General features: G+C 65.5%; 17 protein-coding genes. 8 read left to right on the top strand and 9 right to left on the bottom strand.

All coding sequences use genetic code 11. The features are described 5' to 3' along the window. Positions 1-31: 31 nt before the first annotated feature. Complete coding sequence (locus ACSBOB_RS24385; protein WP_442578643.1) at positions 32-835, bottom strand: protein-disulfide reductase DsbD domain-containing protein; 804 nt, start codon at positions 833-835, stop codon at positions 32-34. A gap of 144 nt (positions 836-979) precedes the next feature. Between ACSBOB_RS24385 and ACSBOB_RS24380 the strand changes: the two genes are divergently transcribed. Next, positions 980-1,588 (top strand): YqgE/AlgH family protein, encoded by a 609-nt coding sequence (locus ACSBOB_RS24380; protein ID WP_442578642.1) that lies wholly within the window; start codon positions 980-982, stop codon positions 1,586-1,588. Here ACSBOB_RS24380 and ACSBOB_RS24375 read toward each other — a convergent pair. Genes ACSBOB_RS24375 through thrC form a run of 4 tightly spaced genes read right to left on the bottom strand, consistent with a single transcriptional unit; the run spans position 1,579 to position 7,777 of the window. After that, positions 1,579-4,467: an EAL domain-containing protein gene (locus ACSBOB_RS24375; RefSeq protein ID WP_442578641.1), complete on the bottom strand. Its 2,889-nt coding sequence runs from the start codon at positions 4,465-4,467 to the stop codon at positions 1,579-1,581. The two genes, ACSBOB_RS24380 and ACSBOB_RS24375, sit on opposite strands and share 10 nt — an antisense overlap. Positions 4,468-4,470: 3 nt before the next feature. Then, positions 4,471-5,067 carry a GNAT family N-acetyltransferase gene (locus ACSBOB_RS24370; RefSeq protein ID WP_442578640.1) on the bottom strand — a complete coding sequence of 199 codons (597 nt, stop codon included), beginning with the start codon at positions 5,065-5,067 and terminating at the stop codon, positions 4,471-4,473. Between the two features lie 8 nt (positions 5,068-5,075). Beyond that, positions 5,076-6,368: a M16 family metallopeptidase gene (locus ACSBOB_RS24365; RefSeq protein WP_442578639.1), complete on the bottom strand. Its 1,293-nt coding sequence runs from the start codon at positions 6,366-6,368 to the stop codon at positions 5,076-5,078. Positions 6,369-6,373: 5 nt separating this feature from the next. Then, complete coding sequence (gene thrC, locus ACSBOB_RS24360) at positions 6,374-7,777, bottom strand: threonine synthase (RefSeq protein ID WP_442578638.1); 1,404 nt, start codon at positions 7,775-7,777, stop codon at positions 6,374-6,376. A 134-nt stretch (positions 7,778-7,911) separates the two neighbouring features. Between thrC and ACSBOB_RS24355 the strand changes: the two genes are divergently transcribed. After that, entirely contained in the window at positions 7,912-8,493 is a 582-nt protein-coding gene (locus ACSBOB_RS24355) for a hypothetical protein (protein ID WP_442578637.1), read from the top strand. A gap of 27 nt (positions 8,494-8,520) precedes the next feature. Here ACSBOB_RS24355 and ACSBOB_RS24350 read toward each other — a convergent pair whose 3' ends face one another. Continuing rightward, the gene (locus tag ACSBOB_RS24350; RefSeq protein ID WP_442578636.1) at positions 8,521-9,210 is read right to left on the bottom strand and encodes an HAD family hydrolase; all 690 of its coding nucleotides are present in this window, start codon (positions 9,208-9,210) and stop codon (positions 8,521-8,523) included. Between the two features lie 184 nt (positions 9,211-9,394). Between ACSBOB_RS24350 and ACSBOB_RS24345 the strand changes: the two genes are divergently transcribed. Further along, positions 9,395-10,528: a site-specific DNA-methyltransferase gene (locus ACSBOB_RS24345; protein ID WP_442578635.1), complete on the top strand. Its 1,134-nt coding sequence runs from the start codon at positions 9,395-9,397 to the stop codon at positions 10,526-10,528. Between the two features lie 91 nt (positions 10,529-10,619). On the opposite strand, the gene ACSBOB_RS24340 is transcribed toward ACSBOB_RS24345, so the two are convergent. From ACSBOB_RS24340 to ACSBOB_RS24330, 3 genes are read right to left on the bottom strand one after another with little or no spacing between them, the layout of a single operon-like run. Then, positions 10,620-10,973, bottom strand: a complete 354-nt coding sequence (locus ACSBOB_RS24340; RefSeq protein WP_442578634.1) for a nuclear transport factor 2 family protein — start codon at positions 10,971-10,973, stop codon at positions 10,620-10,622. Then, on the bottom strand, positions 10,970-11,581 hold the full coding sequence (locus ACSBOB_RS24335) for an HAD family hydrolase (protein ID WP_442578633.1): 612 nt from the start codon (positions 11,579-11,581) through the stop codon (positions 10,970-10,972). Before ACSBOB_RS24335 ends, ACSBOB_RS24340 begins: the two co-directional genes overlap by 4 nt. Before the next feature lie 7 nt (positions 11,582-11,588). Further along, a complete protein-coding gene (locus tag ACSBOB_RS24330) occupies positions 11,589-12,707 on the bottom strand; it encodes an A/G-specific adenine glycosylase (RefSeq protein ID WP_442578632.1) in 1,119 nt (372 codons plus the stop codon). A 47-nt stretch (positions 12,708-12,754) separates the two neighbouring features. Between ACSBOB_RS24330 and ACSBOB_RS24325 the strand changes: the two genes are divergently transcribed. The 5 genes from ACSBOB_RS24325 (at position 12,755) to ACSBOB_RS24305 (ending at position 20,022) form a co-directional block, all read left to right on the top strand. Continuing rightward, positions 12,755-13,255 carry a DUF721 domain-containing protein gene (locus ACSBOB_RS24325; RefSeq protein ID WP_442578631.1) on the top strand — a complete coding sequence of 167 codons (501 nt, stop codon included), beginning with the start codon at positions 12,755-12,757 and terminating at the stop codon, positions 13,253-13,255. A gap of 185 nt (positions 13,256-13,440) precedes the next feature. Then, entirely contained in the window at positions 13,441-14,193 is a 753-nt protein-coding gene (locus tag ACSBOB_RS24320; protein ID WP_442578630.1) for a DsbA family protein, read from the top strand. Between the two features lie 60 nt (positions 14,194-14,253). Next, complete coding sequence (gene smc / locus ACSBOB_RS24315; protein WP_442578629.1) at positions 14,254-17,712, top strand: chromosome segregation protein SMC; 3,459 nt, start codon at positions 14,254-14,256, stop codon at positions 17,710-17,712. Between the two features lie 501 nt (positions 17,713-18,213). Next, positions 18,214-19,074, top strand: a complete 861-nt coding sequence (locus ACSBOB_RS24310; RefSeq protein WP_442578628.1) for a hypothetical protein — start codon at positions 18,214-18,216, stop codon at positions 19,072-19,074. 333 nt (positions 19,075-19,407) lie between these two features. Continuing rightward, positions 19,408-20,022: a dihydrofolate reductase family protein gene (locus tag ACSBOB_RS24305; RefSeq protein ID WP_442578627.1), complete on the top strand. Its 615-nt coding sequence runs from the start codon at positions 19,408-19,410 to the stop codon at positions 20,020-20,022. Positions 20,023-20,201 lie beyond the last annotated feature (179 nt).

Below are 20,201 nucleotides of genomic sequence, written 5' to 3'. Positions count from 1 at the left end.
CCGTTCCGCAATCGGCCGTGGCGGCCGGCCGTCAGAAGTAGGGCAGGATACCGCTTACCGCGCCCGCTTTCGTCACCAGCGTATAATGCAGCCCGCCGGATGACGGATGCGTGTCAGGCCTGGTCGCCGCCACTGTGAAATAGGTCCGCCCGTCCTTCAGCGACCTTGCCGGCTCCGCGAAGGAATACCCGTCTTCCCCGGCGAAGAAGACATCGGCGTCCTCCCCGCCGTCGGGCAGGATTGCCTCGACCACCAGCCTGTCCTCTTCGAACCCGATGGTCCGAAGGCCGAAATCCGCCGTCGCCGGCACCGGGAGGCTGGCCGATGCAGCCGAAACTGCCGCCGCGTCGTCGGGATTGTCGGGGTCGGCGGCGGGATCGATCGCGATGTCGGCCTTCACCGGCACGCAGATCGTCTCGCAGACGCCGAGGAAGATGCTTGCCCTGATCGAAACAGGTTTCGAAGGGTCGTCCAGCTTGAAGCTGACCGGCAGGCTGACCGGCCGGTCGTAGCCCGCCCAGGAAAAATCGCCCTCGTCGTGGCGCTGCGGCGCGGGGAAATCGAATTCGGCGCTCTTCACGTTGGTGCTCGCCGCAGCATCGATTGTCGGCGGAACGCCGGCGTCGCCGGGATCGCGCCAATAGGTCTTCCAGCCCGGCACGAGATTGATTTCGAGCGCCCCGCGCAGGACGCCGTCGGGATCGGCCGCGCCGCTGGTCACTAGGCGGATGCGGGCGCCTTCCACGCTGATCCACGGGCTGGACGACGCCGAGGCCGTTCCCGAAAAGCCGGCGACGATCGTCGCCGAAGCAAGAAGCGTCCGCCAAAGTGTCATCGGCGTGATTTGCCGATGCTGGATGGCTTTTGCAACGTGGTGTTCCCTGGTGCCGGTCATTTTTGCGTGAGAGTATGCCTGTCTTCGATGCCGCGTCGCACAAAGCCGTCTTTCAAGCGGACGAAAAAAACGTTAGCTTGCAGTATGGACCTTCTGAAGCACAAAGCCTCGGCCACCAAGCGGGGCTTCCTCGATGGGCACTTCCTGATTGCCATGCCAGGCATGAAGGACGACCGTTTCGTGCGTTCGGTCATCTACATCTGCGCCCATAGCGAGGAGGGTGCCATGGGCCTGATCATCAACCAGGCGCAGCAGATGCTTTTCCCGGATCTTCTCGTCCAGCTCGGCATCATGGACGAGAAGGAAGTGATCCGCCTTCCCGATTCCGCCCGCAATTTCGTGGTCCGCAATGGCGGTCCCGTCGACCGCAGCCGCGGCTTCGTGCTGCACAGCGGCGACTACAAGGTCGAATCCTCGCTGCCGGTGTCGACCGATATCTGCCTGACGGCCACCATCGACATATTGCGCGCCATCTCCAAGGGCAGGGGGCCTAGCAAGGCGCTGATGGCGCTCGGCTATTCCGGCTGGGGCGCCGGGCAGCTCGAACGCGAGATCCAGGAGAATGGCTGGCTCACCTGTCCGGCGCTCCCGGATTTGCTCTTCGACGCCGACATGGACCGCAAATACGACCGCGTCATCGCCTCGCTCGGCATTGACCTCGCGCATTTGAGCCCGGTCGCCGGTCACGCCTGAACGGCGGGATACTGATCCTTCAGCAGCTTCAGCACGGCGTCGGACTGGATAGGCGCGCCGAACATGTAGCTCTGCACGTATTCGCAGCCCATCTGCCTCAGTTCCAGCGCATCGCGCTCGTCCGATATGCCTTCGGCAACCACCGACATACCGAGCTCATGCGCCATGTTGACCATGGATTTCAGCAGAACGGCCCGCTTCGGCGAAGGATCATCGAGGAAACTCTTGTCGATCTTGATCGTATCGAACGGGAAGCGCGTCAGGTAGGACAGCGACGAGTATCCCGTGCCGAAATCGTCGATCGACAGGCCGATGCCGAGTTTCTTCAGCTTGTTCAGCACATGCGCGCTCTGCTCCGGATTGTCCATCACCAGCGACTCGGTGAGTTCGAGGCGGAAGCAGATCGGCTTGATGTTGGCGCGCGCCACCACCGATCGCACGTCGCTGACGAGGTCGCGCCGCAGCAACTGCCGGCTCGACAGGTTGACGGACACCGATAGCGGGCTGTCGCCGATCTGCTTCTGCCAGACGGCCAGATCCTCGGCCGCCCTCTGCATGGCGAAAAGCCCGAGCTGGACGATGAGCCCGCTACTTTCCGCCACGGGGATGAAGTCGGACGGCGGAATGGCGCCGCGGCGCGGGTGCTCCCAGCGAAGCAATGCCTCGAAGCCGGCGACCGACCGGTCCTCCAGCCGCACGATCGGCTGGTAGACAAGGGTCAGTTCCTTTCGCTCGACGGCGCGTTGCAGGTCGGATTCCAGTTGCACGCGGTCGGTGCCGACGGACCGGAACGCTGGCCGGAATGGCTCGATCCGGTCGCCGCCGAAGCGTTTTGCCTGCTGCATGGCCAGTTCCGCGTCCTTGACCATGTCGGGGGCCGCGCCTTGCGCCGCCGTCCAGCTGACGAGGCCGATCGAGGCGGTCAGCACGATCTCGCGCTTGGCGAAATTCACCGGCGCGCGGATCGCCTGCTTGATCGCGTCGGCGAAGGCGGCGATGCGCGCCGGATCCTGCTCGGAGAGCAGCATGAAGGCGAACTGGTCGCCGGAGAAACGCGAGAGCGCGTCGGACGGCTTCAGTAGTCGGTGCAGGCGTCGCGCGATGGTGAGCAGGATGGTGTCGCCGGCCGAAATCCCCAGTCCGTCATTGACCTGCTTGAAGCGGTCGATATCGATGACCAGCACCGTCGGCCGCACCGTTTCCTCGGTCTTGGCCACCGAGATGATCGCATCGAGGCGCGTCAGGAACAGCTCGCGGTTGGGCAGGCCGGTAAGGTTGTCGTGCACCGCGTCGTGCAGCAGCCTTTCTTCCGACTTCTTCTGCTCCGTCACGTCGACCAGCGTGCCGACGCAGCGGATCACCTCGCCGTCCGAGCCGACGACCGGGCGCGCCCTGAGCGAGAACCAGTGGTAGTGCCCATCCGCGCCGCGCAGCCGAAAATTCTGGATGACGCGCCCGCGCCGATGCTCCAGCACGACATCCAGCGTGGTGCGGAAACTGTCGCGGTCGTCGGCGTGCAATATTGGCAGCCAGTTGCGCGCCGGCCCGCCGAGGCTGTTCGGCGGCAGGCCGAGCTGGGCGCTGACATCCGGGCGGGTGGTCACGCGGTCGCGCAGCACGTCCCAGTCCCACACCGTGTCGCCCGAGCCCACCACCGCCAGCGCCTGGCGCTCGAGGTCGCTGAACAGTCCCTGGTGCAGCGCGCCGCCCGCGAAGGCGTGCTGGATGACGGTGAAGCCGATCAGCAGGATGATGAGGATGAGGCCGCCGCCGAGCGCCGGCTGCACGATGTCGTTGTTGAGGACGCCGGTGATCGCCATCCATGACGCCGTCAGCCAGGCAAGCACCATCACCCAGCTCGGCACCAGCATGATTGCCCGGTCATAGCCGCGGAAGCCGAGCATGATGATCAGGCCGAGGCCGACGACGGCGGTGGCGGCGAATGAGACCCGCGCGATGCCCGCCGCCACCGCCGGATCGACCACGGCGACCCCGGCGATCAGGAGCAGGCCGGCGATCCACAGCAGCGCGCCGTAGCTGAAATGCCCGTGCCAGCGGTTGAGGTTGAGATAGGCGAACAGGAACACCACGAAGGTCGCCGCCAGCGCCACCTCCGTGCCGGCCCGCCAGATCTGCTGGTTTCCCGGCGCGATGTCGATGACCTCGTTCACGAAGCCGAAATCGACGCAGATATAGGCGAGCACCGCCCAGGACAGCGCCGCCGTCGCCGGGAACATCGACGTTCCCTTGACGACGAACAGGATGGTCAGGAACAGCGCCAGCAGCCCGGCGATGCCGATGACGATGCCGCGGTAGAGCGTATAGGAATTGACGGAATCCTTGTAGGCCTCCGGCGCCCACAGATAGACCTGCGGCAGGCGCGGCGACGAGAGTTCCGCTATGAAGGTGACGACGGCGCCGGGGTCCAGCGTCACCTGGAACACGTCGGCGTCCTGGCTCACCTGCCGGTCGAGCGCAAAACCCTCGCTGGGGGTGATCGCGGCGATGCGGCTCGATCCGAGGTCGGGCCAGAACAGGCCGGAGTTCACCAATCTGAAATGCGGGGCGACGATCAGCCGGTCGATCTGCTGGTCTGTGGTGTTGGCCAGCGCGAACACGCCCCAGTCGCCGCTGGAACGTGTGTCGTTCGCCTCGACCTCGATGCGGCGCACGATGCCGTCCGGGCCGGGCGCCGTGGAAACCTGGAAATTCTGGCCCTGGTTCCGGTAGATCTGCACCGCTCCCGAAAGGTCGAGCGCCACGTCGTCGCGGGCGATCTTGATGGGTTCGATCGCATGGCCGGGCGAAGCCACAAACAGGCCGAGCAGGAGCACGGCGATGAACGCGGTCAGGGGACCTGTTCGTAGAGAAAAACGCAAAAATCAGTCCTTCGCGGTGGCCATGCCGGGATCATCCGCGATCAGGGCATAGAGATAATGGTCGTGCCAGATGCCGTTGATCCTCAAATAGGATCGGAGCAGTCCCTCGCGCCGGAATCCGGCTTTTTCAAGCACGCGGATGGAGCGTGCATTGTCGGGGATACAGGCTGCTTCCATGCGGTGCAACCTGAGCGTATCGAAGGCATAGCGGGCGACGAGGCGAAGTGCCTCGGGCATGTAGCCCATGCCGGCGTAGCGCTCGCCGATCCAGTAGCCGATCTGTCCGCTCTGGGCGACGCCGTAGCGAACGTTGCCGATGGTGATCCCGCCCATCAGCCTGCCCGACGCCGTTTCGAAAATGAAGAACGCCGCGCCTGTGCTCTGATTGAAATCATCGCGATAGCGCGCGAGCCGCTGGCGCCACGCCTGCCATTCCAGCTCGTCGGAAGACCATCTAGGCTCCCAGGGCTCGAGGAAACGACGGCTTTCCGCGCGGAGCGCCGCCCACTCGCGATAGTCGCCGGCAACCGGCATCCTCAGCGCGACGCGTTCACCTTTCAGCGACGGAAGGTCGCGGCGGAAGAACGGGAGCGCGATCATGCATCAGGTCACACCGCGAGCTTCCGCAGCACGGGGGCGCTGCCGGCAAGCGAGTCGCGGATCTGGTCGTAGGAGGCGAGCGTTCCCACCGGCCCGACGCCGGTTACGGTCGGCACGGTGGAGAACATGCGGCCCGACAGGTCGGTGAGCCGCTCGATTGTCAAGGCCGAAAGCCGGCCCATCAGCTCTTCCTTGGCGATAGGCCGGCCGAACAGCAGGATCTGGCGGGCGATCTGCGAGGCGCGGCTGGCGGCGCTCTCGGCCGACATGATCAGGCCGGCGCGATACTGCGCGCGCGCGCGGTCAAGTTCGGATTGCTCGATCTGCTCGCCGGCGCGCTGCAATTCCTCGATGATGACCGGCACCAGCTTGCCGATGTCACTCAGGCCGGTGGCGGCATGGATGCCGAAGATGCCGGTGTCGGAAAAACCCCAGTGGAAGGCATAGACTGAATAGCAGAGGCCGCGTTTCTCGCGCACTTCCTGAAACAGGCGGGACGACATGCCGCCGCCGAGGATCATCGACAGGACCTGCGAGGCGTAGAAATCGCGCACATGGTAGGCGCGACCCTCGAAGCCGAGCACCACCTGCGCATCCATCAGGTCGCGTTCCTCGCGGTAGTCGCCGCCGACATAGTGTGCGGTATCCGGCACGGTGCTCTGCGACTTGGCGCGGAAGCCGCCGAGTTTCTTTTCCACATCGCGCACGAACACGTCGTGTTTTATGTCGCCGGCTGCGACGATCACCATGTCCTCGGCATTGTACTGGCGATCCATGAAGGAGCGCAGCTGCTGCGAGGTGAAGGACTGAACCGTATCCGGCGTGCCGAGGATCGAGCGGCCGATGGTCTGGTCGCGATAGGCGGTCTCGGTGAAGCGGTCGAAGACGATGTCGTCGGGCGTGTCGTGGGCGGCGCCGATCTCCTGCAGGATGACGTTCTGCTCGCGCTCCAACTCATCGGGATCGAAGCTCGAATCCTGAAGAATGTCGGCGAGGATATCGACGGCGAGCGGCACGTCGTCGGCCAACACGCGGGCGTAGAAGGACGTCGTCTCGACGCTGGTCGCCGCGTTGATCTCGCCGCCGACATTCTCGATCTCGGAAGCGATCTGGAACGCGCTGCGGCCGCCAGTGCCCTTGAACGCCATGTGCTCCAGAAGGTGGGCCATGCCGTGTTCCTCGGCGCGCTCGTTGCGCGCGCCGGACTTGACCCATATGCCTAAAGCGGTGGTTTCGATGCTTGGAAGAGTTTCGGTCGCGACTGTCAGGCCGTTCGACAGACGGCTTACCTCAACATCCATGTAGATCAGACTCCCTGACGCGCCGCCCGTGCATGACGGCTAACATGATCTTCCACCATTTTCAGGTCGGAGGGAAGTACCGTGTACTTTTCCTCCGCTTCCATCAATCCCGACAGCCAATCGGGCAAGGCGGGCAGCACGCCGGACGCCGCCTTGACCGCGTCCGGGAACTTCGCCGGATGCGCGGTACCGAGTACGATCATCGGGCTGCCGGTCTGGTGCTTCGACGCTACGTGGACCGCTGTCGCCGTGTGCGGGTCGAGAAGGTAGCCGGCTGTCTTCAACGTCCCGGCGATGGTCCGCGCCGTCTCCTCCATCGAAGACCGCCCGGCGTCGAAATCCGCGCGGATCGCGGCAAGCGCGCCGGCGCCGATGGAAAAACCGCCCGACTGCTTCAGCCCGTTCATGCTGCGCACGACGTCCGCACTGTCGCGGCCGGAGGCTTCGTAGAGCAGCCGCTCGAAATTCGACGACACCTGGATGTCCATCGACGGCGAGGTGGTGGCGACCACGCCGCGCATCCGGTATTCGCCCGACGACAGGGTCCGCGCCAGAATGTCGTTGTCGTTGGTGGCGACCACCAGCCGGTCGATCGGCAGGCCCATCTTCTTGGCGACGTAGCCGGCGAAGATGTCGCCGAAATTCCCCGTCGGCACCGTGAAGGAGACAGGGCGGTCCGGGGCGCCGAGCGACAGCGCCGAGGTGAAATAATAGACGATCTGGGCCATGATTCGCGCCCAGTTGATCGAGTTGACCCCCGACAGCGATACGCCGTCGCGGAACCGGTGGTCGTTGAACATGTCCTTCACCAGCCCCTGGCAGTCGTCGAAATTGCCTTCGATCGACAGGGCATGGACATTCTCTGCCCTGGACGTTGTCATCTGCCGCTGCTGCACCGGCGAGACGCGACCATGCGGGAACAGTACGAACAGGTCGGTGCGGTCGCGGCCGGCGAAGGCTTCGATCGCCGCGCCGCCTGTGTCGCCGGAGGTGGCGGCCATGACCGTGGCGCGTTCGCCACGCTCGGCGAGGATATGGTCCATCAGCCGCGCCAGAAGTTGCATCGCCACGTCCTTGAACGCCAGCGTCGGGCCGTGGAACAGTTCGAGCACAAAGGTGTCGCTGCGGGTCTGGACCAGTGGGCAGACGGCTTCGTGGCGGAACGTCGCGTAGGCTTCCCTCACGATCTTCTCGAAGGTTCCTGCGTCGATCTCGCCGCCGAGATAGGGCGTCAGCAGCCTGATGGCGATGTCGGCATAAGAGAGCCCGCGCAGCGAACGGATTTCATCGGCAGATAGCACCGGCCATTCGGCGGGCACGTAAAGGCCTCCGTCGCGCGCCAGGCCGGAAAGCACCGCGTCGGAAAACCCGAGGTCGGGAGCGTTGCCGCGGGTGCTGACATATCTCATCGTCACATGCTCCTGCCGCTACCCGGGATCGGGGCGGTTTGTGCAAAACGCCAGTCTGCCGGTCGCAATTCGGCCGCGCGGTTGCTATAGAGCAACTGCTTTGCGCGTGTGAAGAGCAGCAGAGGGAGTTTCGTTTGGCTGATCGTCATATCTTGCCGGGCCTGTTGATTGCCGGCTTTATGCTCGCCGTCGCGGGCTGCCAGTCCGGCGACAGCGGAACGGTTCTTGGAGGGGGCAGCAAGGATACGCCGAAGCCTCCCACCGAGAAGGTGCTGGAAAGCGAATTGCGCGGCTATTGCCCGCTGGTCAATCTGCGCGACGGGACTGCCTACTTCAACAGCTATGCCAAGGGCGGGCAGGACGATCCGAGCAAACTGTCCTATCAGGCGTCGATCGCGGACGTAACCAGAAGCTGCACGCGCTCCAACGGCATGTTGAACCTCAACGTTGCCGTGGCCGGCAAGGTCGTCCCGGGTCCGGCCGGCGTGTCGGGCACGATCACCATGCCGATTCGGGTGGTCGTCATCCAGGGCGAGACGATCGTCTATTCGGAACTGAAAAAGCATCAGGTTTCCGTCACCGACCCCACGGCCGCCACGCAATTCCTCGTCAACGACCCGAACATCAGCCTGCCCGACCCGACGGTCCGCAACATCCGCATCTATGCAGGCTTCGACGAAGGTCCGCCGAAGAAGAAGGCGGCGGACGCCGAATAGCCTGCGGCGTCTCTCGGGAGCCAAGTCTCAGGCGTCCGACCATTCCGACAGCGCCGCCACCACGCCGGCAAAATCCGCCCAGCGCCGGATGACGGTTTCCGCGCCGGCATCGGTCAGCATGTCGGCGTGGCCCGGATAGGAATGCGCGGCGCCGGTAAAGCCGATCACCCGCATGCCGGCTGCCTTGGCGCCATGGATGCCGTGCACTGAATCCTCGACGACGAAGGTGTTGGCCGGATCGGCGCCGTAGTGCTGCGCCGCGTGAAGAAAGACGTCCGGCGCCGGCTTCGGCTTGCCGCTCGGCGTGCTCAGTGCGGAAAACACGTCGTCCTTGCCGAAGAACCGGTCTAGCCCGCATTTCTCCATCATGAAGCGGATGCGGTCGGTGCGCGAGTTTGAGCAGATGCACTTGGGCGACTGGAGACCGGCGACAGCGGCCACGGCCCCTTCGATCGGCCGCACGTCGGCGCGCAGGCGGCGGTCGACCAGCACTTCCGCCTCGCCGATCAGCGAAGCCTGCAGCGGCACATGCGACTCCTCCTCGATCCGCAGCATGATGTCCTTGAAGGTCAGGCCGGCATAGCGTTCGCTGAGTTCCTCGCCGGTGATCGGAAAGCCGGCCTTGGTCAGCAGGTCGGCCTCGATGCGGGCGGCGATGATCTCGGAATCGACGAGCGTTCCGTCGAAGTCGAAAATAACGAGGTCTGGCTTGGTCATGACGTCCGGATTGCGAAGGAGGGGGCGCGCGGTCTGCGCTTTGCGGGCGCGGCATACACTAAGCGCCGTTGATCAGCAAATTCGGCTCCGCCGCAATCGTAAATCGCTATCCCGCTTCACTAAAAATTTACGCGAACCGGTAACCATAACGGTCAGTAAACAGTCAGCGTTTTCGGGTAACAGCATGCTAGCCTTGCAGTCCTTTGCCGCCCCGTCCTTTCAAGCGGGGGAGGCAGCCTGGCGGGACACGATCATCAAGGGCGACTGCGTCGCCGCGCTCGATCGGCTGCCCGAAAAATCGGTCGACGCGATCTTCGCCGACCCGCCCTACAACCTCCAGCTCAACGGCGACCTGCACCGCCCCGACCAGTCCAAGGTCGACGCGGTCGACGACCATTGGGACCAGTTCGAGAGTTTTGCCGCCTACGACGCCTTTACCCGCGCCTGGCTGCTGGCGGCGCGTCGCGTGCTGAAGCCGAGCGGCACGATCTGGGTGATCGGCTCCTACCACAACATTTTCCGCGTCGGCGCGATCATGCAGGATCTGGGCTTCTGGATCCTCAACGACATCGTCTGGCGCAAGACCAACCCGATGCCCAATTTCCGCGGCCGCCGTTTCCAGAACGCCCACGAGACCATGATCTGGGCCTCGCGCGACGCCAGCGCCAAGGGCTACACCTTCAACTACGACTCGATGAAGGCGGCCAATGACGACGTGCAGATGCGGTCCGACTGGCTGTTCCCGATCTGCACGGGCTCGGAGCGGCTGAAGGACGAGAAGGGCGACAAGCTGCATCCGACGCAAAAGCCCGAGGCGCTGCTGGCCCGCATCATGCTGGCCTCGACGAAACCCGGCGACGTCATCCTCGACCCGTTCTTCGGCTCCGGCACGACAGGCGCGGTGGCGAAGCGCCTCGGCCGCCATTTCGTCGGCGTCGAGCGCGAGCAAAGCTATATCGATGCGGCCCGCGAGCGCATCGACGCGGTCGTGCCGATGGCCGCCGGCGACCTCTCGGTCATGACCGGCAAGCGCGCCGAGCCGCGCGTCGCCTTCGTCAGCCTGATCGACGCCGGCATCGTGCGCCCCGGCATGTTCCTCTACGATTCGCGAAAGCGCTGGGTGGCGAAGGTGCGTGCTGACGGCACCGTGGCGGCCGGCGACCGCGTCGGTTCGATCCACAAGATCGGCGCCGAAGTGCAGGGCCTCGACGCGTGCAACGGCTGGACCTTCTGGCATTACGAACGCAATGGCGGGCTGACGACGATCGACGAGTTGCGCCGCATCGCCCGGCTCGGCATGGAGCGGGCAGGGGCGTAGAAATCCGGGGACAGTTTACTTATTTCCGCAGAAGCGTCGAAGCATTTCAATGGCTTGCGCAAGCGGAAATAAGTAAACTGTCCCCGGATTCCTAGGCATCCTCCACATCGACCCGCGCGATCTTCCCATCGGCATTGAGGAAAATCGTCTCCTGCCCCTTGCGGATCAGCTTTTCGCCGGTCGTCGCGCTGGTCGCATCCAGATGCCAGCTCGATCTGGCCGATGCCTCGCTGAGTTTTTCGAAGCTGTCGTCATGCGCGACCTGGTCGGGATACTCCGAAAAGTATTTGCGGAACGCCGCCAGGATCGCCGGCTTGCCTTGCAGCGCGCCGACCTTGATCGAGCCGTAGGTCGCATCGTCGGCGAAAAAGCCTTCGATGGCCACAAAGTCCTGGGCGTTGACGGCGTCGTGGAAGCGCCGTAGCACGTCGACCGGATCGTTCATACCGAAATACCCCGTTCGGAAAGGTCACTGCGCAGCTTTGCGGCGTCCGTAAACAGCACGGACTGCCACCCCGCCGCGATCGCACCGTCCACATTCTTCTGGCTGTCGTCTATGAACAGCGAGGCCATTGGCTCCAGCCCGAACGTCGCGGCATGGTGTTCGTAGATGCCACGCTCCGGCTTGATCATGCGCACTTCGCCGGAAACTGTCACGCCGCGAGGCCGCTTGAGAAACGCGAACCGCTCCTGAGCCTCGACGAACGTGTCGGATGCAAAATTGGTCAGCATGGTGACGTCGTGGCCGTTGTCGATCAGCCCTTCCATGATCCCGACGCTGTCGTCATAGGCATGCGGCACCATCTCGTGCCAGTTGCGGCGGAAGCTGCGAATGCTGTCCTCATGTGCGGGATGCTTGGCGATAAGCAGCGCCTCCGCTTCTTCCCAGGTGCGGCCGCGGTCCTGCTCGATGTTCCAGTCCGGCGTGCAGACATTGTCGAAGAACCATCTGCGTTCCGCATGGTCCGGTATCAGCCGGCTGAAGGCCAGGTCCGGGTCGTAATGGATCAGCACCTTGCCGATGTCGAACACGATATGGCGGATTTCGCTCATAGGAACCTCAGGTTGCGGATCGTGGCTTCTTGGTCGCGCCGGGGATGGCGGCCTCGATAGCCTTTTTCATGACGGTCGGCAAAGCCTCGCCGGCAATGTCTGCGGCGGCGACCCAGCGATGACCGGCGGGCGCGGCCGCCCGGCCGAGGTCCGCCCGGCGGACCTCGAGGTCAAGCGCGAAATGCGTGAACACGTGCTCGATCGAACCGGCCTTGCGCCAGTCTGCTGCGAAGGGCGGCCTGGTGTCGCCGCCCAGACCGCCGCGACCCTCGCTCCAGCCGGTCGTCGGCACTTCCGTCATGCCGCCAAGCAGGCCTTTTTCTGCCCGCGTGCGCATCAGTACGGCGCCGTCGCTGCGGACGGCGACATAGGCGATGCCGCTCCGCTTCGGCTTGTCGCCCTTCGGCGCCTTCAGGGGCAGCAGCTCGGGGTCGCCGGAAAGGACCGCACGGCAGTCCTCGCGCAGCGGACAGAGCATGCAACGCGGCCGTTTCGGCGTGCAGATGGTCGCGCCGAGGTCCATCATCGCCTGGGCAAAATCGCCGGGTCGAGCGACGGGAACCAGCGTGGCCACGTGCTCCTTGATCTCGGGCTTGGCCTCGGGCAGCGGTGTCCTGATGTCGAACAGCCGCGCCGTCACCCGCTCGACATTGCCGTCGACCACGGCCGCCGGCCGGCCGAAGGCGATCGCCGCGATCGCCGCCGCCGTATAGGCGCCGATGCCGGGCAGGGCGCGGAGGCCGTCCTCGCTGTCGGGAAAGCTGTCCGGCAGAGTGGCGACGAGATTGGCGCAGGCTTTCAGATTGCGCGCCCGCGAATAATAACCGAGCCCGGCCCAGGCCCGCATCACGTCGTCGTTCGATGCGGCAGCCAGCGCTTTCACATCCGGCCATTTGACAAGAAAATCGCGAAAATACGGTTTTACCGCCTCGACGGTCGTCTGCTGGAGCATGACCTCCGACAGCCAGACGTGGTAGGGATCGGGGCGGACGCCGCGCGCCAGGTCGGCCGGCGAGACGCGCCATGGCAGGTCGCGATGGTGATCGTCGTACCAGGCGAGCAGCCGCGCAGCGACACCCCCGTCGACGGGGCGAGGTAGTGCATTGTTGCGGCTTGCTGTTGCCATTCGATCGGGAACGTGGCTTGGGGCTGGCTCAGGTTGGAGCAACGGACATGGCAGGGAAAAGGCCGTTCGGCAATCCGGTTCCGGTGAGCGATCTCGCCGCCGCGATCCTCGACCCCGTGTTGCGCAAGCGCGCCGGCCTGTCGACCGGCCTTGTCCAGTCCTGGGAAGAGATCGTCGGCCCGCGCATCGCCGCGAAATCGCGCCCGGAAAGGCTGCAATGGCCGCGCCGTATCGGCGAGGACGATCCGTTCCGCCCGGCGACGCTGGTCGTCGCCTGCGAAGGGCTGGCGGCGCTGCACCTCCAGCACGAGACCGGCGAAGTCATCGGCCGCGTCAATGCGTTTCTCGGCTTCGAGGCGGTCGACCGCATCCGCATCGTGCAGAAGCCGGTGCTTTCGACCGACAAGCCGCCGCGCCGCATGCCGCGTGCGCTCTCATCCGCCGAAAAGGCCGATATCGCCGCCAAGGTTCGGCCGATCGAGGATGAAGGCCTGCGCGCCGCGCTGGAGCGTCTCGGCGCCTCGGTAAGAGGATCGCTGCGCCGCTGATGCCGGAGGTTGCCGGGGCGGGAAAGTCGTGACCGGAACCGCTTGCACCGCTCCAACTCGCGCTTTCGTGAAGCTTTCCCTTGCGAACCCGCTTGGATTGGGACTGGCAATGCCTTATTTCGCGCCAACTCTCGCTTTTTCGTGAATTCCCGTCACATCATCCAAACACAGTTCAGGTGATTCGCATGCTTCGGTCCTTGTCGCGTAGAACCGTCCTTTCCTCGCTCGCGGTGCTGTCCGCCGGCGTGGTGCTGTCCGCGTGCAGCGACAGCGGCAAGGCCGAGGCCGAAACCGTTCCCGCCGAACCGGCTCAGCCTGCCGCCCCGGCGGATGCCGCCGCGCCCGCGACGCCGGCGCCTGCCGCTCCCGCTGCAAAGGCACCGGAAGCGTCCGGCTCCGTCGACATGGCCAAGCTGCTCGAGCCGGGCGCCTTGCCGGACATGATGCTGGGCAAGGCCGATGCGCCGGTGACCATCGTCGAATACGCTTCCATGACCTGCCCGCATTGCGCGCATTTCCACGAGACGACGCTGCCGGCGCTGAAGACCAAATACATCGACACCGGCAAGGCGCGTCTGATCCTGCGCGAATTCCCGTTCGATCCGCGCGCCGAGGCTGGTTTCATGCTGGCGCGCTGCTCCAACGACAATTATTTCCCGATGGTCGACGTGCTGTTCAAGCAGCAGCAGAACTGGGCTGGGGCGCAGGATGCCCGCACCGCACTGCTGCAGATCTCGAAACTCGCCGGTTTTACACAGGAGAAGTTCGAGGCCTGCTTGACGGACCAGAAACTTCTGGACGACATCAGGGCCGTGCGTGAGCGCGGAACCAAGGATTTCGGCGTGGACTCGACCCCCACCTTCTTCATCAACGGGAAGCAGTACAAGGGAGCTTTGTCGATTGAGGAAATGTCGGCGGTCATCGACGGCATGCTCTGATCGTATCTTCCGGCCGGCGCCTGCCGGCCGCTGCTTTTGTGCGTCCGGTGGTTGGCGCGCATGAAATTCAACCGCCTCCGCCTCCTCGGCTTCAAGTCCTTCGTCGAGCCCGGCGAATTCGTCATCGAGCGCGGCCTGACCGGTGTGGTCGGGCCGAACGGCTGCGGCAAGTCGAACCTTGTCGAGGCGCTGCGCTGGGTGATGGGCGAAAGCTCCTACAAGAACATGCGTGCGTCCGGCATGGACGACGTCATCTTCTCCGGCTCGGGCACGCGGCCGGCCCGCAACACCGCCGAAGTCACGCTTTTCCTCGACAATCTCGACCGCACCGCGCCGGCGCCGTTCAACGATGCGGACGAGCTTCAGGTGTCGCGCCGCATCGAGCGCGAGGCCGGTTCCGTCTACCGCATCAACGGCAAGGAAGCCCGCGCCCGCGATGTGCAGCTTCTCTTTGCCGACCAGTCGACCGGCGCCCGCTCTCCGTCCATGGTCGGGCAGGGGCGCATCGGTGAACTGATCCAGGCAAAACCGCAGGCGCGCCGCGCGCTGCTCGAAGAGGCCGCCGGCATTTCCGGCCTGCACACCCGCCGCCATGAGGCGGAGCTGCGGTTGAAGGCGGCGGAACAGAATCTCGAACGCCTCGACGACGTCGTCGGCGAGCTTGAAGCCCAGATCGAAAGCCTGAAGCGCCAGGCCCGCCAGGCGTCGCGTTTCAAGAACCTCTCGGCGGACATCCGCAAGGCCGAGGCGATCCTGCTGCATCTGCGCTGGACCGCGGCCAAGGCGCAGGAAGGCGAAGCCCAATCCGCGCTTGCCGTCGCGACGTCGCTGGTCGGCGAGCGCGCTGCCCAGCAGATGGAAGCCGCGAAAGCGCAAGCCATCGGCGCCCATCATCTGCCCGCGCTACGCGATGCCTCTGCCGCTGCCGCCGCGACGTTCCAGCGCCTGTCGATCGCCCGAACCCAGCTCGACGAGGAGGCCGGGCGTGTTCGCGCCCGTCAGGCCGAACTTGCCCGCCGGCTCGACCAGCTTGCCGCCGACATCGCCCGCGAGGAGCGGATGATCAGCGACAACGCCGACGTGCTTGCCCGTCTCGACACTGAGGAGGCGGGGCTGCGCGCCGAGGAGGCCGGAACCGGCGAACGCGAGGCCGAGAAGCAGGCGATCTTCGACCGGGCGTCGGCGGTGCTTGTGCTGAGCGAAGGCGCGCTCGCCGCGCTGACCGCCGAGCGCGCCGAGGCCAGCGCGGCCATCGGCCAGATCGAGCGCGCGCTGCGCGAGCACACCGAGCGGCGCGATCGTTTCACGCGCCAGCTGGCCGAGATTTCGCGCGATGCGGCCGACATCGCTGCAAGAATCGGCGCGCTGGCCGATCCCGCCGAAAAGCGCAAGCTGGTCGACGCGGCCATTGCCGCCGCCGATGCGTCCGAGAAGACGGCGGGCGCCGCCGAGACGGCGGTGGCACAGGCGCGCACGATCGAAACCACGGCGCGGCCGCCGGTGCAGGAGGCGCGCGCGGCCCTTGCCCGCATCGAGACCGAGGCACGCACGCTGGCGAAGATATTGAATGCCGGCGGCGGCGGGCGTTTCCCCGCGGTGCTCGAACAGATCGCGGTCGACCGGGGTTTCGAGACGGCCTTGGGCGCCGCGCTGGGTGAAGACCTCGACGCGCCGCTGGATGCCCGCGCGCCGGCGCACTGGGGCGAGAGCGCGGTCGCCGAAGGCGATCCGGCTTTGCCCGAGGGTGTTTCCAGCCTGGCGGCGGTCGTTCGTGCCCCGCCGCAGCTTGCCCGCCGTTTGGCGCAGATCGGTATCGTCGAGGACGCCAACGGCTTGCGCCTGCAAGGCCAGCTCAGGCCTGGGCAGCGGCTGGTGAGCCGCAAGGGCGCGCTGTGGCGCTGGGATGGTTTTGTCGCCAGCGCCGATGCGCCCACCGCCGCCGCGCAGCGGCTGGCACAGAAGAACCGGCTGCTCGAACTGGAGGGCGAGGCGCGCCAGTCGGCGGATCGGGTCAAGGCGACGGAAGCCGCGCTCGCCGCCGCCGAGGCGTCCGTGAAAGCCAAGGTCGAGGCCGAAAGGCAGTCGCGCGACGCCTGGCGCAACGCCCAGCGCCTGGTCGGCGAGGCACGAGACGCGCTGGCGCGGGCCGAGCGCGCCTCCGGCGAACTGGTCAGCCGGCGCGCGGCGCTGGATGAGGCGCAGGCGCGGGTCGGCGCCGACCTTGCCGAGGCCGGGGCCGCCGTCACCGAGACGCAGGCGCGCCGCGCCGCGCAGCCGGACGTTTCCGCCTTGCAGGCAAGGTTCGACCAGGCGGTGCAGACCGTTTCGCGTGACCGGGCCGCCGTTGCCGATGCGAGGGCGGTGTTCGATGGATTGAAGCGCGAGGCGGCGGCGCGGGTGCGCCGGCTGGAAGCGATTTCCGTCGAGCGGACCACTTGGAAGAACCGTGCCGAAAACGCCGACATGCAGATAAAATCGCTGACGGACCGGCGTGCCGAAGCCGATGCCGAGCGCGAGAAAATCGCCGACGCACCGGACGAGCTCGACCAGCGGCGCCGGGCGCTGCTTTCGGAACTTGCCAAGGCCGACGAGGCGCGCAAGCAGTCTTCCGACACGTTGCAGGTCGCCGAAAGCAAGCAGGTCGCGCTGGACAAGGCAGCCACCGAGGCGATCCAGATGCTTGCCAATGCGCGCGAAGATCGCGGCCGGGCGGAGGAGCGGCTGACCGCCGCCGACGACCGCCGCCGCGAGATCGAGACGCGGATCCAGGACGCGCTGAACACGCCGCCGCATCTGGTCATCCGGCTGACCGGGCTGGAGCCCGACGCCCGGCTGCCGGAAGTCGCGGAAGTGGAGCGCCAGCTCGACCGGCTGAAGGTCGAGCGCGAGCGGCTGGGCGCGGTCAATCTCCGGGCCGAGGAGGAGCAGCGCGAACTCTCCGAGCGGCTGGAGGCGATCGTTTCCGAGCGCGAGGACATCATCGAGGCGATCCGCAAACTAAGACAGGCGATCCAGAGCCTCAACCGCGAGGGCCGCGAGCGGCTGCTGGCCGCCTTCGATGTCGTCAACGAGCAGTTCAAGCGGCTGTTCACCCATCTGTTCGGCGGCGGCACCGCCGAGTTGCAGCTGATCGAGTCGGAAGACCCGCTGGAAGCCGGCCTCGAAATCCTCGCCCGTCCGCCCGGCAAGAAGCCGCAGACCATGACGCTGCTGTCCGGCGGCGAGCAGGCCCTGACCGCCATGGCCTTGATTTTCGCGGTGTTTCTGACCAACCCCGCCCCGATCTGTGTGCTCGACGAAGTCGACGCACCGCTGGACGACCACAATGTCGAGCGCTTCTGCAACCTGATGGACGAGATGGCGCGCACCACCGAGACGCGCTTCGTCGTCATCACCCACAATCCCATCACCATGGCGCGTATGAACCGGCTGTTCGGCGTCACCATGGCCGAGCAAGGTGTGAGCACGCTGGTCTCGGTCGACCTGCAGGCGGCCGAGCGTTTGCGCGAGGCGGGCTGATACCGCACCGGTTTGGCTTCTGCCGGCGGCGCATGGGGTCGAAGACTTGATAGCAGGCCCGCCTTCGCAAACGGATCACGGTGCGATTGAATGTCACCGTTGGATCGGCTGCGAATGTCGGCGTATTTGCCTTGACTGTCCGCGCCGCCCCTCACCTGCCTGCGTCCTTCGGACCCTCTCCCCGTGAAGGACGGGGCGAGGACGGCCTGCCGCAACTTCTTCGCAAATCTCCAACGGTCAAGGTTGGCGAAATCGGTGAAGCCTGGCCCTCTCGCCCCGTTCTCACGGGGAGAGATGTCCGGCAGTACAGTGAGGGGCGGCGCCAACGGTCGAGGCAAAGCGCCCATGGCAAGACGCTGGAATTGCACGGGATAGCTTCTTCAAGCAGATAGTCAGCCACCGTCGTTGTCAGCATCCGTCAGGACTATTTCCCCGAGAAATTCCCCCACCCCTTCCAACCCGAGCAATAATCCCAATCGCCTGTGCTGGAAGGAAGCGGCGATGGACTGGACTGCAGCAATCGACAAGAACCGGGAAGCGCTGAAGCGCGTGCTGGCCATGCTCGTCGCCATGGCCGGGCTTGGCGATGGGGGACCGTTTCCTTTCTTTCGGCAGAAGGACGCAGCCGCTTCAGGGTTTTCGCAAGCGGAAAAAAGCAGACTGTCCCCGGCGCTCACCCTTCCCCGAAACCTGCATCGCGCTATCGCAAAACTGCTGCGACCAGCCGAAGCGGCGGTGCGGCGGCTGATCATCGTGGCCGCGCGCGGCCTGGTGGTGACCTTGCCGCCAGCGCGTCCGCGAAAACCGACGCCGAAACCCATCGAGCCGCTGTTGCGCGGCTTCGGCATCGCCGTCACCGTGTCGCGTGCTGAACTGAGGCGCGCTGCTGCTGCCCGGCGTGCCGCCGAACGCCGCGCCGCCCGCCCGAAAAAGCTCAGCCTGCCGCTGTTCGATCCGCTGCGGCCCTGGAGTGTCCGCCCATGGCCGGTGGCGGCCGGCGGCGCGCCGTCCGGCATGCCGTTCCGCCGCCTCCCCGGCGACGATCCGGTCGACGCAACGCGGATTTCCCTGCGGCTGCAGGCGCTGGCCGCCGCCCTCGACGATTTGCCGGGGCAGGCCAGACGCTTCGCTCGCTGGCGGGCGCGCAACGCGGCGGCGGCCGCGAAGGAAAAGCAGCGCCGAGACGCAGGAATCGCGCCATTCAAGCGAACCGGCAAAGCGGCGCGGGCTCCCCGCCTATGGCCGCTAAAACCGGGCCGGCCGCCGGGCTGGCGGCCAAAATCCACCCACGAGGTTCAGGACGTTCTGGAGGTCGTTCACGGGCTGGCGCAGTGGGCGATGGAGAAACCGAACACGTCCTGACCGCGCGACCCCGGACGCCAAAGGCGAAGCATCGACCGCCAGCGCGGATTTTCCGCGGCCTGGGGATGATCCGTGCTGTTCGCGAGTAGCCCTTATGCGACACCGATCCCACACAAGCCCGACGGGTAGCCAGGTCGGGTAAACACGACGCCTGCAAAAAATCGCGCAATCGCTGTCGGTTTGCGGTCCGTTGCCTCGTCCTCGGATCGACTTCATTTTGCGCTACTTCCGCGATAATCCTGCGGTTCGCCGCCTGGCCACAGGGGAGGCGGGATGCCAATGCATTGCCGAGGGGCGTCAGGTGAAGCGACGTGACCTTTCGGGAGAAATTCGATGAGAAAAGTTATCGCAGCCACCTTCCTGAGCATCGACGGCGTCATGCAGGCGCCTGGCGGCCCGGAAGAGGATACGGATGGCGGCTTCGCGTTCGGCGGCTGGACCTTCCATTACTGGGACGAGATGATGGGCGGCGTGATGGGCGAGGCCATGGGCAAACCCTTCGACCTGTTGCTCGGACGAAAAACCTACGACATTTTCGCCGCCCACTGGCCGCGCGTGCCCGAGGACGATCCGATCGGCCAGAAATTCAATGCGATCACCAAATACGTCGCCACCTCGACACCGAAGACTCTCGACTGGCAGAACTCCGAGTGGCTCGGCGAAGATGCCGCTGCCGGCGCTACGAAGCTGAAGCAGCAGGACGGTCCCGACCTGCTCATCCAGGGCAGCAGCCAGTTGATCCAGACTTTGCTGAAGAATGACCTGATCGACGAATACCGTCTGTGGATATTTCCGGTGGTGCTGGGCGGCGGCAAGCGCATGTTCGGCGAGGGCTCGCTCTCCGGCGCCATGAAGCTCGTCGACAGCAAGGCCTCGACCACCGGCGTGGTCATCAGCACCTATGTGCGCGACGGTGACGTTAGGCAGGGCTCGTTCGCGCTGGAATAGGGTTTTGCCCGTCGGAGACTGCCGCCCGGTCCGCAAGCCGGGCCTTTCGTTAATGCTTATGGCACGTTCCGCCACAATTGCCGCCGACCTGCGGCAATTGTGGCTTGTTCAAGCGGCTTTCACATTATTTTTCCGTTATTTGAAAAGCCCCCGATACGGCTCTAGTTCTCATTGCGGAA

The organism is Mesorhizobium sp. KACC 23794, from assembly GCF_052180275.1.
Classification (GTDB): domain Bacteria; phylum Pseudomonadota; class Alphaproteobacteria; order Rhizobiales; family Rhizobiaceae; genus Kumtagia.
This window is presented reverse-complemented; position numbering and strand designations above follow the sequence as displayed.

Bases quoted from the DNA above. Each gene is read 5' to 3' on its own strand.
- thrC (WP_442578638.1), bottom strand. From the start codon at position 7,777: ATGAGATATGTCAGCACCCGCGGCAACGCTCCCGACCTCGGGTTTTCC.
- ACSBOB_RS24350 (WP_442578636.1), bottom strand. From the start codon at position 9,210: ATGACCAAGCCAGACCTCGTTATTTTCGACTTCGACGGAACGCTCGTC.
- ACSBOB_RS24345 (WP_442578635.1), top strand. From the start codon at position 9,395: ATGCTAGCCTTGCAGTCCTTTGCCGCCCCGTCCTTTCAAGCGGGGGAG.
- ACSBOB_RS24325 (WP_442578631.1), top strand. From the start codon at position 12,755: ATGGCAGGGAAAAGGCCGTTCGGCAATCCGGTTCCGGTGAGCGATCTC.
- ACSBOB_RS24385 (WP_442578643.1), bottom strand. From the start codon at position 835: ATGACACTTTGGCGGACGCTTCTTGCTTCGGCGACGATCGTCGCCGGC.
- ACSBOB_RS24330 (WP_442578632.1), bottom strand. From the start codon at position 12,707: ATGGCAACAGCAAGCCGCAACAATGCACTACCTCGCCCCGTCGACGGG.
- ACSBOB_RS24320 (WP_442578630.1), top strand. From the start codon at position 13,441: ATGCTTCGGTCCTTGTCGCGTAGAACCGTCCTTTCCTCGCTCGCGGTG.
- ACSBOB_RS24310 (WP_442578628.1), top strand. From the start codon at position 18,214: ATGGACTGGACTGCAGCAATCGACAAGAACCGGGAAGCGCTGAAGCGC.
- smc (WP_442578629.1), top strand. From the start codon at position 14,254: ATGAAATTCAACCGCCTCCGCCTCCTCGGCTTCAAGTCCTTCGTCGAG.
- ACSBOB_RS24340 (WP_442578634.1), bottom strand. From the start codon at position 10,973: ATGAACGATCCGGTCGACGTGCTACGGCGCTTCCACGACGCCGTCAAC.
- ACSBOB_RS24305 (WP_442578627.1), top strand. From the start codon at position 19,408: ATGAGAAAAGTTATCGCAGCCACCTTCCTGAGCATCGACGGCGTCATG.
- ACSBOB_RS24380 (WP_442578642.1), top strand. From the start codon at position 980: ATGGACCTTCTGAAGCACAAAGCCTCGGCCACCAAGCGGGGCTTCCTC.
- ACSBOB_RS24370 (WP_442578640.1), bottom strand. From the start codon at position 5,067: ATGATCGCGCTCCCGTTCTTCCGCCGCGACCTTCCGTCGCTGAAAGGT.
- ACSBOB_RS24365 (WP_442578639.1), bottom strand. From the start codon at position 6,368: ATGGATGTTGAGGTAAGCCGTCTGTCGAACGGCCTGACAGTCGCGACC.
- ACSBOB_RS24335 (WP_442578633.1), bottom strand. From the start codon at position 11,581: ATGAGCGAAATCCGCCATATCGTGTTCGACATCGGCAAGGTGCTGATC.